The organism is Pseudomonas sp. S2_E01 (genome assembly GCF_054668365.1).
Map to the genome: position 1 here is coordinate 1,706,228 of NZ_CP162762.1, position 12,503 is coordinate 1,718,730.

14 protein-coding genes are annotated in these 12,503 nt (G+C 61.1%); 10 read left to right on the forward strand and 4 right to left on the reverse strand.

Annotation, left to right across the window (positions count from 1 at the left end; all coding sequences use genetic code 11):
- The first annotated feature begins 24 nt into the window (after positions 1–24).
- The 5 genes from tssF to AB4O36_RS07835 are packed head-to-tail and all read left to right on the forward strand — an operon-like array spanning position 25 to position 4,960.
- Complete coding sequence (gene tssF, locus AB4O36_RS07815) at positions 25–1,785, forward strand: type VI secretion system baseplate subunit TssF (protein ID WP_460141404.1); 1,761 nt, start codon at positions 25–27, stop codon at positions 1,783–1,785.
- The gene (tssG, locus tag AB4O36_RS07820) at positions 1,749–2,846 is read left to right on the forward strand and encodes a type VI secretion system baseplate subunit TssG (RefSeq protein ID WP_460141405.1); all 1,098 of its coding nucleotides are present in this window, start codon (positions 1,749–1,751) and stop codon (positions 2,844–2,846) included. Before tssF ends, tssG begins: the two co-directional genes overlap by 37 nt.
- Positions 2,827–3,363, forward strand: coding sequence for a type VI secretion system lipoprotein TssJ (gene tssJ, locus AB4O36_RS07825; protein ID WP_460123197.1), 537 nt, complete (start codon positions 2,827–2,829; stop codon positions 3,361–3,363). Before tssG ends, tssJ begins: the two co-directional genes overlap by 20 nt.
- A gap of 3 nt (positions 3,364–3,366) precedes the next feature.
- On the forward strand, positions 3,367–3,801 hold the full coding sequence (tssE, locus tag AB4O36_RS07830; protein ID WP_460123200.1) for a type VI secretion system baseplate subunit TssE: 435 nt from the start codon (positions 3,367–3,369) through the stop codon (positions 3,799–3,801).
- A gap of 28 nt (positions 3,802–3,829) precedes the next feature.
- Positions 3,830–4,960, forward strand: a complete 1,131-nt coding sequence (locus AB4O36_RS07835) for an OmpA family protein (protein ID WP_460141406.1) — start codon at positions 3,830–3,832, stop codon at positions 4,958–4,960.
- A 55-nt stretch (positions 4,961–5,015) separates the two neighbouring features.
- Here the strand turns inward: AB4O36_RS07835 and AB4O36_RS07840 are convergent, their stop codons facing one another.
- The 3 genes from AB4O36_RS07840 to ppnN all read right to left on the reverse strand — a co-directional run bounded on the left by AB4O36_RS07840 (position 5,016) and on the right by ppnN (position 7,755).
- Positions 5,016–5,237 carry a hypothetical protein gene (locus tag AB4O36_RS07840; protein ID WP_460123205.1) on the reverse strand — a complete coding sequence of 74 codons (222 nt, stop codon included), beginning with the start codon at positions 5,235–5,237 and terminating at the stop codon, positions 5,016–5,018.
- Positions 5,238–5,488: 251 nt separating this feature from the next.
- A complete protein-coding gene (locus tag AB4O36_RS07845) occupies positions 5,489–6,223 on the reverse strand; it encodes a response regulator (protein WP_460123207.1) in 735 nt (244 codons plus the stop codon).
- Between the two features lie 158 nt (positions 6,224–6,381).
- Positions 6,382–7,755: a nucleotide 5'-monophosphate nucleosidase PpnN gene (ppnN, locus tag AB4O36_RS07850; protein WP_460123210.1), complete on the reverse strand. Its 1,374-nt coding sequence runs from the start codon at positions 7,753–7,755 to the stop codon at positions 6,382–6,384.
- Positions 7,756–7,967: 212 nt separating this feature from the next.
- Between ppnN and AB4O36_RS07855 the strand changes: the two genes are divergently transcribed.
- The gene (locus tag AB4O36_RS07855) at positions 7,968–8,495 is read left to right on the forward strand and encodes a DUF3087 domain-containing protein (protein ID WP_460141407.1); all 528 of its coding nucleotides are present in this window, start codon (positions 7,968–7,970) and stop codon (positions 8,493–8,495) included.
- A 55-nt stretch (positions 8,496–8,550) separates the two neighbouring features.
- Complete coding sequence (locus tag AB4O36_RS07860) at positions 8,551–10,128, forward strand: sensor domain-containing diguanylate cyclase (RefSeq protein WP_460141408.1); 1,578 nt, start codon at positions 8,551–8,553, stop codon at positions 10,126–10,128.
- 8 nt (positions 10,129–10,136) lie between these two features.
- Here AB4O36_RS07860 and AB4O36_RS07865 read toward each other — a convergent pair whose 3' ends face one another.
- Positions 10,137–11,081 (reverse strand): diguanylate cyclase, encoded by a 945-nt coding sequence (locus AB4O36_RS07865; protein WP_460141409.1) that lies wholly within the window; start codon positions 11,079–11,081, stop codon positions 10,137–10,139.
- Positions 11,082–11,232: 151 nt separating this feature from the next.
- Here AB4O36_RS07865 and AB4O36_RS07870 point away from each other — a divergent pair, with 151 nt between their 5' ends.
- The 3 genes from AB4O36_RS07870 to AB4O36_RS07880 all read left to right on the forward strand — a co-directional run bounded on the left by AB4O36_RS07870 (position 11,233) and on the right by AB4O36_RS07880 (position 12,460).
- Complete coding sequence (locus tag AB4O36_RS07870; RefSeq protein ID WP_460123222.1) at positions 11,233–11,931, forward strand: AzlC family ABC transporter permease; 699 nt, start codon at positions 11,233–11,235, stop codon at positions 11,929–11,931.
- On the forward strand, positions 11,931–12,242 hold the full coding sequence (locus AB4O36_RS07875; protein ID WP_460126643.1) for an AzlD domain-containing protein: 312 nt from the start codon (positions 11,931–11,933) through the stop codon (positions 12,240–12,242). The genes AB4O36_RS07870 and AB4O36_RS07875 overlap by 1 nt, the downstream gene beginning before the upstream one ends.
- A 65-nt stretch (positions 12,243–12,307) precedes the next feature.
- Positions 12,308–12,460 carry a hypothetical protein gene (locus AB4O36_RS07880; protein ID WP_460123225.1) on the forward strand — a complete coding sequence of 51 codons (153 nt, stop codon included), beginning with the start codon at positions 12,308–12,310 and terminating at the stop codon, positions 12,458–12,460.
- Positions 12,461–12,503: the final 43 nt, after the last annotated feature.

Here is a 12,503-nt window from a genome sequence, read left to right on the forward strand (position 1 = left end):
ACCTTTAACAGGAATTTTTGAATCATGGACAACCTGACACTGCGTTATTTCGACGCCGAAATGCGCTACCTGCGCGAAGCCGGCCAGGAATTCGCCGAAGCATTTCCCGACCGTGCGGCCTATCTCAATCTGGACAAGCCGGGTGCCCGCGATCCCTATGTCGAGCGATTGTTCGAAGGTTTCGCGTTCCTCATGGGGCGCCTGCGCGAAAAGCTCGACGATGATCTGCCGGAGCTCACCGAGGGGTTGGTCAGCCTGTTGTGGCCGCATTACCTGCGCACCATCCCCTCGCTGTCGATTGTCGAGCTGAGTCCTGATGTTGCGCAGATGAAGCGCAGCGAGACGATCGCCAGGGGGCTGGAGGTGTTGTCGCAGCCCATTGGCCCGCAACGCACGCGCTGCCTTTACACCACCACCCAGGACCTGACGTTGCAGCCACTGGCCCTGGAGTCGGTGCGACTGGATCACGAGCCCGACGGACGCTCATTGCTGGTCCTGGGTTTTGCCTGTGGGGCCATGAGCGACTGGAGCCAGGTGGACCTCGGCCAACTGCCGTTGTACCTCAATGGCGATGCGCCGTTGGCCTGCGCGCTGCACCAGGCGCTGACGCTCAATACCCAGGCCTTGTACGTGCGGTTTTCCGGCGAGACGGAGCGCCAACCCCTGCGCGGCCATTTCGCGCCCAAGGGGTTCAGCGACGAGGATCGGTTGTGGCCCAAGGGCGACAGCGCCTTCAGCGGCTACCAACTGTTGCTGGAGTACTTCACCTTTCGCGAAAAATTCATGTTCGTCACCCTCCATGGGCTGGAGCACCTGGACATTGCACCGGGCACGCCTGGGTTCGAATTGCAGGTGGTACTGCGCGAGTCGTGGCCGCAGGCATTCAACCTGAGTGCCGAGCACATTCGTCTGCACGCGGTGCCGGTGATCAACCTGTTCACCCTCGAATCCGACCCGATGGCGCTGCGTGCCTTGCAAACGGACTGCCTGCTGCGGCCGATGCGCTTGCAGGACGGGCATACCGAAATCTATTCGGTGGATGAGGTCACGGCGTCGACCCATGGCGAGCGCCAGGACTATGTGCCGTTCAGCAGTTTCCGCCACAAGGGCGGCATGCTGCGCGATGAAGCGCCGGAGCGCTACTTCCACACGCGTCTCAAGCGCGGCGCCAATGGCCTGCACGACACGTGGCTGATCCTGGGTGGCGATGGCTTCGACCTGGATCGCCTGGACGCCGGCAAAAGCCTTTCGCTGCGCTTGACCGGCACCCACGGCCAGCTGCCGCGCAAAGCCTTGCAAAGCACGCTGCTCGATACGCTGGGGCAAGCGGACAGCGGTTTGCGGGTGCGCAACCTGTGCGCGCCGACCTTGCCGTGCTACCCGCCGAACCGCGACCGTTTCCACTGGCGCGTGCTCAGTCACCTGGGTTCGAACTTCCTGCCGATGCTCGACAACGCCGAAGTGCTGCGCGGCACGCTGGCGCTGTACGACTGGACCGACAGCGAACTGAACCGGCGGCGCCTGGCGGCCATCGTCGATGTCCGGCATCACCTGGTGCAACGCTTCGAACGAGGCTTCCTGCTGCGGGGCGTCGACATCGAAGTCACGCTCCAGGCCGACGGATTTTGTGGCGAGGGTGACATCAGCCTGTTTGGCGAAATGCTCAATCGCTTCTTCGCCTTGTACGCCGACATTCACTTGTTCAACCAGCTCACGCTGATTCTTCAACCTACTGGAAAGTGCCTGCGATGGACCGAGAACCACAGTCAGCGTATTCCCGGCTGAATGCCAGCGGCTTGCTCCAGGCATTGGAGGGGCAGGTGGCCGAGGCCAGCGTGTATCGCTTCTGCCAGTTGCTGGAGCAGGCACTGCCCGGCCACCCGCCGTTGGGCAGCACCACGCACCCGGCGGACGACCCGGTGCGCTTTCGCCCCGACCCCGGCATGGGTTTCCCTGCCGGCGAGTTGAAGGCGATCGAGATCGACACCGCGCCATCGCCGCGCCCGGCGACGGTGCGCACGCGCCTGCTGGGCTTGTACGGCGTGGATTCGCCATTGCCCACGGCCTTTGTCGACGACATTGCCCTGCGTCGCGAGGGCCATGAAGCGCTGGAGGCGTTTCTCGACATCTTCAATCACCGGATCTTTACCCAGTTCTACCGGATCTGGCGCAAGTATTCCTACCCCGCCAGCTTTGAAGCGGGGGGCGTTGACGCCACTTCGCAATGCCTGCTGGGACTGATCGGGCTGGGTATTCCCGGTACCGCGCAACGGATCGCCACGCCGGTTTCGCGCTTTTTGGCGCTGCTCGGCGTCATGCGCCTGCCCACCCGCAACGCCGAGGGCATCGGTGCACTGGTGAGCCTGCTGGCCCCCAAGACGCAGGTGAAGGTCACGGCGCACTGGCCGCAGCAAGTGACCCTGGCGCAGCCGGCCAGCCTGGATTCGCGGCACCCGGTGAACCTTTCGCGCGGCACGCCCCTGGGCGCTGTGGGCTATGACGTCAACAGCCAGATGCGCCTGCAACTCTTCACCGAGGACCCGCACGAAGCCCAAGGCTGGCTGCCGCAAGGCCAGTTGAACGAAGACTTTCGTGTGTTGCTGCGTGTTTACCTCGGGTGGCGCTGCACCGTCTGCCTGCAACTGACCTTACCCGTGAGCAGCCTGCCATTGCCGATACTCGGTGGGCCTCCCGTCTTGCTGGGCATGACCGGCTTGCTCGGATTGAGCACTGGCCGTCAGCCAGCCGCGCTGCCTAGCAGCGTGACCATCAACCTGGGCCGCTATCAGGGCCTGTACAACAACCCCGACCACAAGGACGTCCACCATGTCACGTACCGTCACTGAAACCCTGATGCTCACCGTGCTCACAGCACTGCTGGCGGGTTGTGGGCTGACGCAATCGGCCAGCGACGCCACCGCCGCCACGGCGCGGTCAATCTTCTACAAGCAGGTGAAAACCCTGCACCTGGACATCAGTGCCAGGACCGCCATGAACAATGACACGCTGGACATGAACGACCTGGCCGTGCCGACGCTGGTGCGGGTGTACCAGTTACGTGACAGCAAGGCCGTGGAAAAGGCCAGTTATGAAAGCCTGCTGGGCGATGACGACAATCTGTTGCGCAGCGATCTGCTCGATACCCGTGCGCTGGTGATCAAGCCGGGGGAGGGCGCGCAACTGAGCGTGCCGATGGATCCGCAAGCCCGGTTCGTTTCAGTGGTGGCGCTGGTGCGCGAACCGGACATCGCCCTCAATACCTGGCGCCTGATGCTCACCCGCGATGAACTGGACCCGGACCGCGCACAAGTCGTCGAACTGGGTGATAACCGCTTGACCTTGCGAGCACTGGCCAGGGAGTAGTCCATGAACGATTTGTCTCCATCGTTGTACGAAACGCTTTTGCAAAATTTCAGCGGCGAGCTGGACCTGTATCGGATCAACGAGGCCGATCAGCACACGATGTCGGTACTCGATAACCTGCAGCGCATCCTCAATAGCCGCGCCGGTTCCCTGGCGCACTTGCCCGATTACGGCCTTGCAGACATGAGTGTGATTCTCCAGGGGTTGCCCGCATCGACTCACGGCCTGATGCGGGGGATGAAACAAACGCTGCTCAAGTTCGAGCCCCGCCTGGTGGCGCTCGACGTCGAACTGTCGCCTCAGGTCCAGCCGGGGCATCTGGAGTTCACCCTGGCCGCTCAAATGGCTGGCGGGCAGTGGCTGAGCTTTGGCGCGAGCCTGACGGCTGACGGCAAGGCAGTGGTCAGGCACCTGAAACGGCAGCAGTGGCTGAAATGAAGACTCAACGCAACGAAGGGAAAACCGGATGACGGTACTGTTTGAAATGGACGTCAGAGTGGGCGGCGATCCACGGCGGTTCGTCGAATTTGCGGCGCTGTGTGATGAGTTGGCGAAGTTGAACCACGCGGCCTGTCCCGACATGGATTGGGCCGCCGTAGAGCAGTTGTGCCTGACGTTGTTTCGCTTGAACGGTGCAGACCTGCAATCGGTGGCGGCATTGACCCTGGCCCGTGGCCACCGTTATGGCCTGGAAGGTATTGCGCAAGGTTTGGCGCTGCTGGAGGGAGTGAGCCGTGCCGGGGTAGGCCTGTGGCCAGCGCAGCCGTCGGCGCGGCAGGAGGTCCTGGGCTGGCTGTTCAGCCAATTGCAGTTGTGCCTGCGCGCTCAGCCGGTGAACGTCCGCCTGTTACCCGCCCTCGGACAGTTGGATGACCAGTTGCTACGGTTGCAATGGCAGTTGCAAGAACAGGGTCTCTCGGATTCCGGTGCCTTGCAGCGATTGCGTCAACAGATCGAGCAACTGAGGCAGCGAGTGCGTTCGTCGGATGTGCAATGGCCCACCGTTCAGCGCCGTGAGCCCATGCCCCCCATGCTGATGCCCGTGATGTTGTTGCCATTCAACAAGCAGCCCGAGGCCAACCCGGCCAAAAAACCGCGCAAAGCCTTGTGGCTGGGCGTCGCGGTGGTCGTGCTCGTCGTGGGTGGGATCGGCTGGTGGGGAGCAAGCAGCGAGTCGGGGCAGCGCCTTGCCAGCGTTTTGCGCAAGCCCCAGCCGGTGCCCCAGGCGGTGCGCCTGGAAAGCCTGGCACTGTTCGAGGCCGGCAGTGCCGAACTCAAGCCTGACGGCAATAAAGTCCTGATCAATGCCTTGAACGACATCACGGCGCGGTCGGGGTGGTTGATCGTGATCGACGGGCATTCGGACAATCGCGGGAGCGCTGAACACAAACTCCTGCTGTCCCATGCCCGCGCGTGGGCCGTACGTGGCTGGTTGCAGCGCATGGGCGACATTCCCGATAGTTGCTTCGTCGTGCAGGGCCTGGCCGACAAGCAACCGCTGGTCAGCAATGACAGCGCTGCCGGGCGTGCGACCAATCGGCGCGTCGACGTCAGCCTGGTGCCCCAGGCAGGGGCGGGATGCGGAAGCCTGAAATAAACAAACCCCGCAGGAGACGGATCTCCCCGGGGTTCAGGTTAAACAAAGCGGTGACTCAGTAGCGCTGATACTTCGAACCGAACTCAGGGCGGTTTTCCGCGACGTAGAGCTTGGTGGCCTGGGTGTCTTTCGAATCGACCTTCACGGTGTTCACATTCAGCGTGGCGGGTTGGCTGACTTCAGCCGCTGCAATCATTTGTTTCTTGTGGGGTGCGGCCATGGCCGAAGTGGCGCCGAAAACCGAAAGTGCAAGACCGAGTGCGATGATGTTTTTCATGATGTTGCTCCAGAAGAGTGGGGAGAAGATGGGTCCACTTTATGGCGCAGGTTTCAAAATGAAAAAGCATGCCAGGGCATAGTCTTTATCGAGGGCATTGATGCAGATTTCCTGCTCGCCACTCCCCCTGTAGGAGCGAGCTTGCTCGCGATGGACGTAAGAACACCACTGGGTATCAGTTTTCCCGCGTCATCGTTAACGTCCATCGCGAATAAATTCGCTCCTACAGGGCTCGATGGATAGCGCGTTCATCACTCGTTCAACATCTCCACCGGATACGAAAACACATAACCCTCATTACGCACCGTCTTGATGTAGGTCGATTCGCGCGAGTCGTCCACCAGGCGCTGGCGCAGGCGGCTGACCAGCAGGTCGATGGAGCGGTCGAACAGGTCGGCGTCGCGGCCCTGGGTGAGGTTGAGCAACTGGTCGCGACTGAGCACCCGTTGCGGGTGGTCGAGGAATACGCGCAGCAGGCGATACTCGGCGCCGCTCAAGGCAACCATGGTGTCGTCTTCGTCCAGCAGGTGGCGGGCGGTGGTGTCCAGGCGCCAGCGGCCGAAACCCAGTAGTCGGCCGCTTTCGGTGATCAGCAGATTGGGCGGCAGCATGCGGGTACGGCGCAGCACCGCGTTGATCCGCGCCAGCAGTTCGCGGGCGGCGAAGGGTTTGGTCAGGTAGTCGTCGGCGCCCATTTCCAGGCCGAGGATCCGGTCGGTTTCATCGTTGCGGGCGGTGAGCATCAGGATCGGCGTCGCCTTGTGCTTGCCCGAGCGTAATTCTCGGCACAGCACCAGGCCATCGTCGCCCGGCAGCATGATGTCGAGCACGATCAGGTCGACCTGGTTGGCTTCCAGGAAACTGCGCATCTGCCGTCCATCGGCCACCACTGTGGTGCGCAGGCCGTTCTTCTTCAGGTAATTACCGACCAGCTCGCGGATTTCGCGATCATCGTCGACGATCAGGATGTGGTTTATGTGGTCCATCAAGCGATCCCTGGTTGTTCGTTGTTCGCAAGCCTGTAGGAGCGAGCATGCTCGCGATGGACTGATTTACACCGCTGGGTATCAGTATTCCAGCGTTATCGTTGACGACCATCGCGAGCATGCTCGCTCCTACAGGGAGTGCGTACGCCTGTTGTTGATCAAGCCACCACCCGATAACACGGCACATACGCCGCGCCGCCCGGCAACTTCATCCGGTGTTGGGCCACGAATGCCTTGAGCAGTTGATCCAGCGGTTGCATGATCGCCGCGTCGCCACGGATCTGGTACGGCCCGTGTTCCTCGATCAGGCGGATGCCGTTGTCCTTGACGTTGCCGGCGACGATGCCGGAGAACGCGCGGCGCAGGTTGGCGGCCAGTTCATGGGGTGGCAGGCTGAGGCTGAGATTGAGGTTGGCCATGTTTTCATGGGTCGGATCGAACGGGCGCTGGAAGCCCTCGTCGATCTTCAACAACCAGTTGAAGTGAAACGCATCATTGCGCTCGCGACGGAACTGCTTCACCGCCTTGAGCCCAGCCGTCATCTGCCGCGCCACTTCGGCCGGGTCGTCGATGATGATCTCGTAGTGTTTTTTAGCTTCCTCGCCCAGGGTCGCGCCTACGAATGCGTCCAGTTGCTCCAGGTACGGGGCGGCATGCTTGGGCCCGGTGAGGATGACCGGGAAGGGCAGGCCTTCGTTGTCCGGGTGCATCAGGATGCCCAGCAGGTACAGGAACTCTTCGGCGGTGCCTGCGCCACCCGGGAAGATGATGATGCCGTGGCCGACACGCACAAAGGCTTCGAGGCGCTTTTCGATGTCCGGCAGGATCACCAGCTCGTTGACGATCGGGTTCGGTGCCTCGGCGGCGATGATCCCGGGTTCGGTCAGGCCAAGGTAGCGACCGCCGTGGATGCGCTGCTTGGCGTGAGCGATGGTCGCGCCTTTCATCGGGCCTTTCATCACGCCCGGGCCGCAGCCGGTGCAGATGTCGAGGCTGCGCAGGCCCAGTTCGTGGCCGACCTTCTTGGTGTATTTGTACTCTTCGGTGTTGATCGAGTGACCACCCCAGCACACCACGATTTTCGGCTCGACGCCGGGACGCAGGGTGCGGGCGTTGCGCAACAGATGGAACACGTAGTCGCTGATGCCCTGGGACGTGCTGAGGTCGATGCGCTGGGCATCCAGCTCGTTTTCGGTGTAGACGATGTCACGCAGGGCGCTGAACAGCATTTCCCGGGTGCTGGCGATCATTTCGCCATCAACAAAGGCATCGGCCGGGGCATTCAGCAGCTCCAGACGCACGCCGCGATCCTGCTGGTGAATGCGGATTTCGAAGTCCTTGTAGGCTTCGAGGATGGTCTTGGCGTTATCGACGTGGGCGCCGGTATTGAGGATGGCCAGGGCGCATTGGCGGAAGAGGGCGTAGGTGCTGCCGGAACCGGCTTCGCTCAGTTGATGCACTTCACGCTGGGAAAGGGTTTCAAGGCTGCCTTTCGGGCTGACCGAGGCATTGATTACTTGTCGTTGGGCCATGCAAAGATCCTTAAAACGATGTCACGCATCGGCGACGCCTGACATCCGAATAGTCTGTACTCACAAAAGAAGATGGCACGAACTGCGTTGTATCGCCACGTTGACCTTGGACGATGAAAAGATGAAAAGGAGCCCCAGCATAGCTAAATCCGTCGCAGAGGCGATAATGCCCCGCAGACTTTTTGCCCATGGCCTCGAGGAAACCCGTCCTGATGTTCCAGATCCAGCCGCAAGACCCTGAAACCTATCGCCGCCACACGCGCCGCAGCACGATTTTCATCGCCCTGATTTTCATTGCCCTGGCGATGGTGCTGTCGACGGCGGCGGTGACGATCTTCGGCACACCTGGCGGCGACAATTTTCGTTTCAATGTCGGCGGGGTATTCGTCGCGGTGCTGTTGATGGTGGCGCTGATGCGCGGCACATTCTGGAGCCAGGCCTGGATGGCACCCGCCGTCTATGGCTGGCAGCTCAAGCGCAGCCTGATGAGTGTCACCAACGTCATGCATCATGTGACGGCGGCGGTGGCCAAGGACGATCCGAGCGCGATGAAGCTGCTGCGCTTCTATCATCTGGGGTTGAACCAGATGCATCAGCTTGACGGCAACTCCAGTGATCACAGCCAACTGATTCGCGAAATGGACCGGCACAAGGAACGAATGGAAGCACTGGGCCTCGAAACTCAGCAGACACAACTGAACCCAGCGTGGCTCGAGGCCGTAAAACACAACGCAGCGTAAACGTTTTTGGCAATAACAGGATCAATTGCCATTTATCGAGATGAAAGGGAGCCTCATGGGACAGCCGTCCGTCGAACAAGGAACTGAAGACTACGCCGACGATAGTTCACCGACCGCTTCGCCCGCCGTGGTCAGGCTCAAGGTGCGGTCCGTGGTGATCCTGCTGGTGGCGGTTTGCCTGTCCATGAGCGCCATCGCGATCTGGGAGGCCTGGAACTCGCGCCAGTACCACCTGCGCGACAAGGAAGTGGCAATGTCCAACCTGTCGCAGACCCTGGCCTCCCAGGCGCAGGCCACGATCAAACAGGCCGACACGTTGCTGTTCACCTTGGTGGAACGCCTGGAATACGAGCGCCTGGAACCGTCGCAATTGGCACACCTGCAGCGCCTGCTCAGCGCCCAGCGCAGCGAACTGCCGCAGTTGCACGGGCTTTTCGTCTATGACGAAAACGGTGGATGGGTCGCCAACTCCAATGGCGCCGTGATGCCGGATGCCAACAACGCCGACCGTGAATACTTCATCTTCCATCGCGATCACCCCGACCGCGGGCCGCACATAGGACCATCGATCAAAAGCCGCTCCAGCGGCGACTGGATCATGACTGTCTCGCGGCGCATCAATCACGCCGATGGCAGTTTTGCCGGCGTGGCCCTGGCCACCATTTATCTGAATCACTTCCTGTCGCTGTACGAGAGCATCGACATGGGGCGCAATGGGGTGATCAACCTGATTGCCGCCGATGCCAATATTGTCGTGCGTCGGCCATTCAAGGAGTCTGACGTCGGCACCAGCATTGCCAACGGACCGCTGTTCAAGCAGTTGCTGCCCACTGGCGATGCGGGCACCGCCATGGTCCAGTCGATGGTCGATGGCGTTGAGAGGGTGGTGGGGTTTCGTCGGGTGCCCGGCTATCCACTGGTGGTATTTACCGCCGTCGACAAGGCGGAGGTCCTGGCAGCGTGGCGTGAGGCGTCCTTGCTCAGTGCGGGTATCGTCGCCCTGTGCCTGGGTTTTCTGGGCGTTTTGGGCTATCGACTGATCGGCCTGATGAAGCGCCAGAATCGCGTGCAGAGTGACTTGCTGGATGCACGCGACAAACTGCTGGAGGTCAACCGTGGCCTCAAGGTGCTGGCCATGGAGGATGCACTGACGGGGCTGTCCAACCGGCGTCAGTTCGATTTGTTCATCCACTCGGAACTGGGCCGTGCCCGGCGTACTGAATCCGGCTTTGCAGTGTTGATGATCGATGTCGATCATTTCAAAGCGTTCAACGAGCTGTACGGTCACGTCGCCGGGGACGAGTGCCTGCGCAGCATCAGCACGATCATCACCCGGCACACCCAGGTTTCATGGGATTTGGCTGCGCGTTACGGCGGGGAAGAGTTCGCGGTGATCCTGCCCGGGACCGACTATGTCGGAGCGTTTCTGCTGGGGGAGAAAATTCGTCAGGCGGTGTTGCAGGCCGGCATCCCTCACAACGACGCTCCCGAAGGCGTGGTGACGATCAGCCTCGGGGTGGCGGCCTTCGATCCCGCCTCCGGGGACCAGCCGGACAACTTGATCGATGCCGCGGACAAAGCGCTTTACGTGGCCAAGGCGAGCGGACGCAACATGAGTGTGATTGCCAACTAGCACGTTGGCTACCCGCTGGTTTTCGCCGTATCGAAATCAGCGAACTCGGCGCGCATCCTCCCCTGATGCTTGGCCTTGTACAGCAATTTGTCGACCTGCTCGACGAAGGACAGCGCGGTGGCCTGCAACGGCGCTGTCGTAGTGCCCACACCCAGGCTCAGGCTCAGCAGTGACGACACCGCCGAATGCTCATGGGCAATCTGTTGCTGGCGAATCAGGTGCAGGCATTTGTTGGCCACCCGTTTCGCGGATTCGGCATCGGTTTCCGGCAGCAGCCAGATGAACTCTTCGCCGCCGATGCGCGCGATGAAGTCCCGGGGTCGGTTGGCGGCTTGAGACAGGGTCTTGGCCACCTGGCGAAGGCATTCGTCGCCCTTGATGTGCCCGTAATGGTCGTTGTACTGCTTGAAGTAGTCGATATCCAGGATGATCAGCGACAACGGCAGCCCGGTGCGCTGGGCGTTGGCCCATTCGCGCTCCAGCACGGTGTCGAACATCCGGCGGTTGGCGATGCCGGTCAGGCCGTCCTGGAAGGAGTATTCCTCCAGTTGTTTTTGCAGGCGGATCAGGTGCTCTTCGGTTTTCTTGCGCTCGCTGATGTCGAACATGAAGCCCACCAGCGCCTCCACTTCGCCGTCCTTGCGCACCACATGCACCACGTCGCGAATCCACACGTAATCGCCGGTGCTGGTCAGCGCGCGGTAATCGGCCTCATGGTCGACGCCGGCGCGTGATTGCGAGACGCAGAATTCCACCACATAGGTGCGATCGTCCGGGTGCATGCGCTCGACCCAGTCATCCACCGACACCCAGCTATCCTGTTGCCAGCCCAGCAGCGTTTCGATCTGCGGGCCGATGTAGCTGAAGGTCATGGTCTTCCAGTCGATGCGCCACGGAATGGCTTTGGTCGACTCAAGCAGTGTTTTGTAGACGTCGCTGTCGATTGCACTCATGACGAACTCCACGGAAAGGGCGGCGTCATGTTGCCACTATGCGAGTGAATCAAGCCAGTAGCCGATGAACGGAACAGATGCGCAAGATTGTTCAAGCCATTGGCGACGGCAACTGTCACAGTCTGGTGTCTTTCCCCGGTTGTAGAGCGTTATGTCCAATTCACACCTGCCGCGCGCTGCCTTCCTTCGCGGCGCCGTGGCGATCATGCCGCTGTCCCTGGCCACTGCACCCTGGGGGCTGCTGGCTGGCTCCATGGCCATCGAAGCCAATCTCACCCCTCTGCAAGGCCAGGGCTTGTCGAGCATCGTGTTTGCCGGCGCGGCGCAACTGGTGGCCATCGGCATGCTCAAGGGCGGGGCCGGGGTGTTTTCCATTTTGTTGACCACGCTGTTGCTGACTTCCCAGCATTTGCTCTACGGCATGAGCCTGCGTTCGGTCATTGCCCCGCTGCCGGGGCGCTGGCGCGTGGGGTTGGGTTTTTTGCTCACCGACGAGTTGTTTGCCTTGACCAGCCAACACGACAAACAACAGTTCGACCGCTGGTACGCGCTGGGCGTGGGCCTGACGTTCTATATCGCCTGGAACCTCTTCACGCTGGCCGGCATTGTGCTGGGCAGCAGCATTCCAGGGCTGGAACACCTGGGGCTGGACTTCTCCATCGCCGCCACCTTCATTGCGTTGATTACCCCGGTGGTGCGCAACGTGCCGACGGTGGTTTGCGTGGCGGTGTCGCTGTTCTGCTCGGTGCTGTTCAGCTATTGGCAATGGGGTTCGGCGCTGGTGCTGTCCGGGCTGGCGGGGATGACGGCGGGTTTTGTCTGCAACAAACTCCAGGGGGCACGCACATGATGGTCTGGGCCGTGATTTTCGGGATGGGAATCCTGGTGTTCCTCAACCGCTACGTATTCCTCGAGCCTCGCCTGCCGCTGCGTCTGAGCAGCAATGCCCGCCAGTTTCTCGGCTTTGCCGTGCCCGGCATGCTCACGGCGATCTGCGGGCCGATCGTGTTCATGCCCGACAAACAACTGAACCTGCAATGGGACAATCCCTACCTGCTCAGCTCGGTGGTGGCGGTGGGGCTGGTGCTCTACACGCGCAACACCTTGCTGAGCATGCTGTTGAGCATGGGGTTTTTCTTTTTGCTGCGTTGGTTGCTCTGAATCAGGGCAATCGAAACTGATCTACGCTTAAGTTTGATGACCGATCACTGGGGAGGGAGGTGAACATGGCAACTGAACGCAAAAATCCGGACCTGGAAGACGAGGATGAGCCGTCCGAGGAAGAGCTTGCGCGTGAGCGCAAAAAGAACGTGACATGGAAACATGAAGATCGTAGTCAGCTGTCGGAGCGCGATGAAGAGCGGCCTCTGAAACCGTGATGAGTAGCTCTCTCCTGTGGGAGCGGGCAAGCCCGCTCCCACA

Excerpts from the sequence above, each read along its gene's own strand:
- AB4O36_RS07875 (WP_460126643.1), top strand. The coding sequence starts at position 11,931 with ATGGTCTGGGCCGTGATTTTCGGGATGGGAATCCTGGTGTTCCTCAAC.
- AB4O36_RS07840 (WP_460123205.1), bottom strand. The coding sequence starts at position 5,237 with ATGAAAAACATCATCGCACTCGGTCTTGCACTTTCGGTTTTCGGCGCC.
- AB4O36_RS07845 (WP_460123207.1), bottom strand. The coding sequence starts at position 6,223 with ATGGACCACATAAACCACATCCTGATCGTCGACGATGATCGCGAAATC.
- tssG (WP_460141405.1), top strand. The coding sequence starts at position 1,749 with ATGGACCGAGAACCACAGTCAGCGTATTCCCGGCTGAATGCCAGCGGC.
- tssE (WP_460123200.1), top strand. The coding sequence starts at position 3,367 with ATGAACGATTTGTCTCCATCGTTGTACGAAACGCTTTTGCAAAATTTC.
- tssJ (WP_460123197.1), top strand. The coding sequence starts at position 2,827 with ATGTCACGTACCGTCACTGAAACCCTGATGCTCACCGTGCTCACAGCA.
- AB4O36_RS07870 (WP_460123222.1), top strand. The coding sequence starts at position 11,233 with ATGTCCAATTCACACCTGCCGCGCGCTGCCTTCCTTCGCGGCGCCGTG.
- AB4O36_RS07835 (WP_460141406.1), top strand. The coding sequence starts at position 3,830 with ATGACGGTACTGTTTGAAATGGACGTCAGAGTGGGCGGCGATCCACGG.
- AB4O36_RS07865 (WP_460141409.1), bottom strand. The coding sequence starts at position 11,081 with ATGAGTGCAATCGACAGCGACGTCTACAAAACACTGCTTGAGTCGACC.
- AB4O36_RS07880 (WP_460123225.1), top strand. The coding sequence starts at position 12,308 with ATGGCAACTGAACGCAAAAATCCGGACCTGGAAGACGAGGATGAGCCG.
- tssF (WP_460141404.1), top strand. The coding sequence starts at position 25 with ATGGACAACCTGACACTGCGTTATTTCGACGCCGAAATGCGCTACCTG.
- AB4O36_RS07860 (WP_460141408.1), top strand. The coding sequence starts at position 8,551 with ATGGGACAGCCGTCCGTCGAACAAGGAACTGAAGACTACGCCGACGAT.
- ppnN (WP_460123210.1), bottom strand. The coding sequence starts at position 7,755 with ATGGCCCAACGACAAGTAATCAATGCCTCGGTCAGCCCGAAAGGCAGC.
- AB4O36_RS07855 (WP_460141407.1), top strand. The coding sequence starts at position 7,968 with ATGTTCCAGATCCAGCCGCAAGACCCTGAAACCTATCGCCGCCACACG.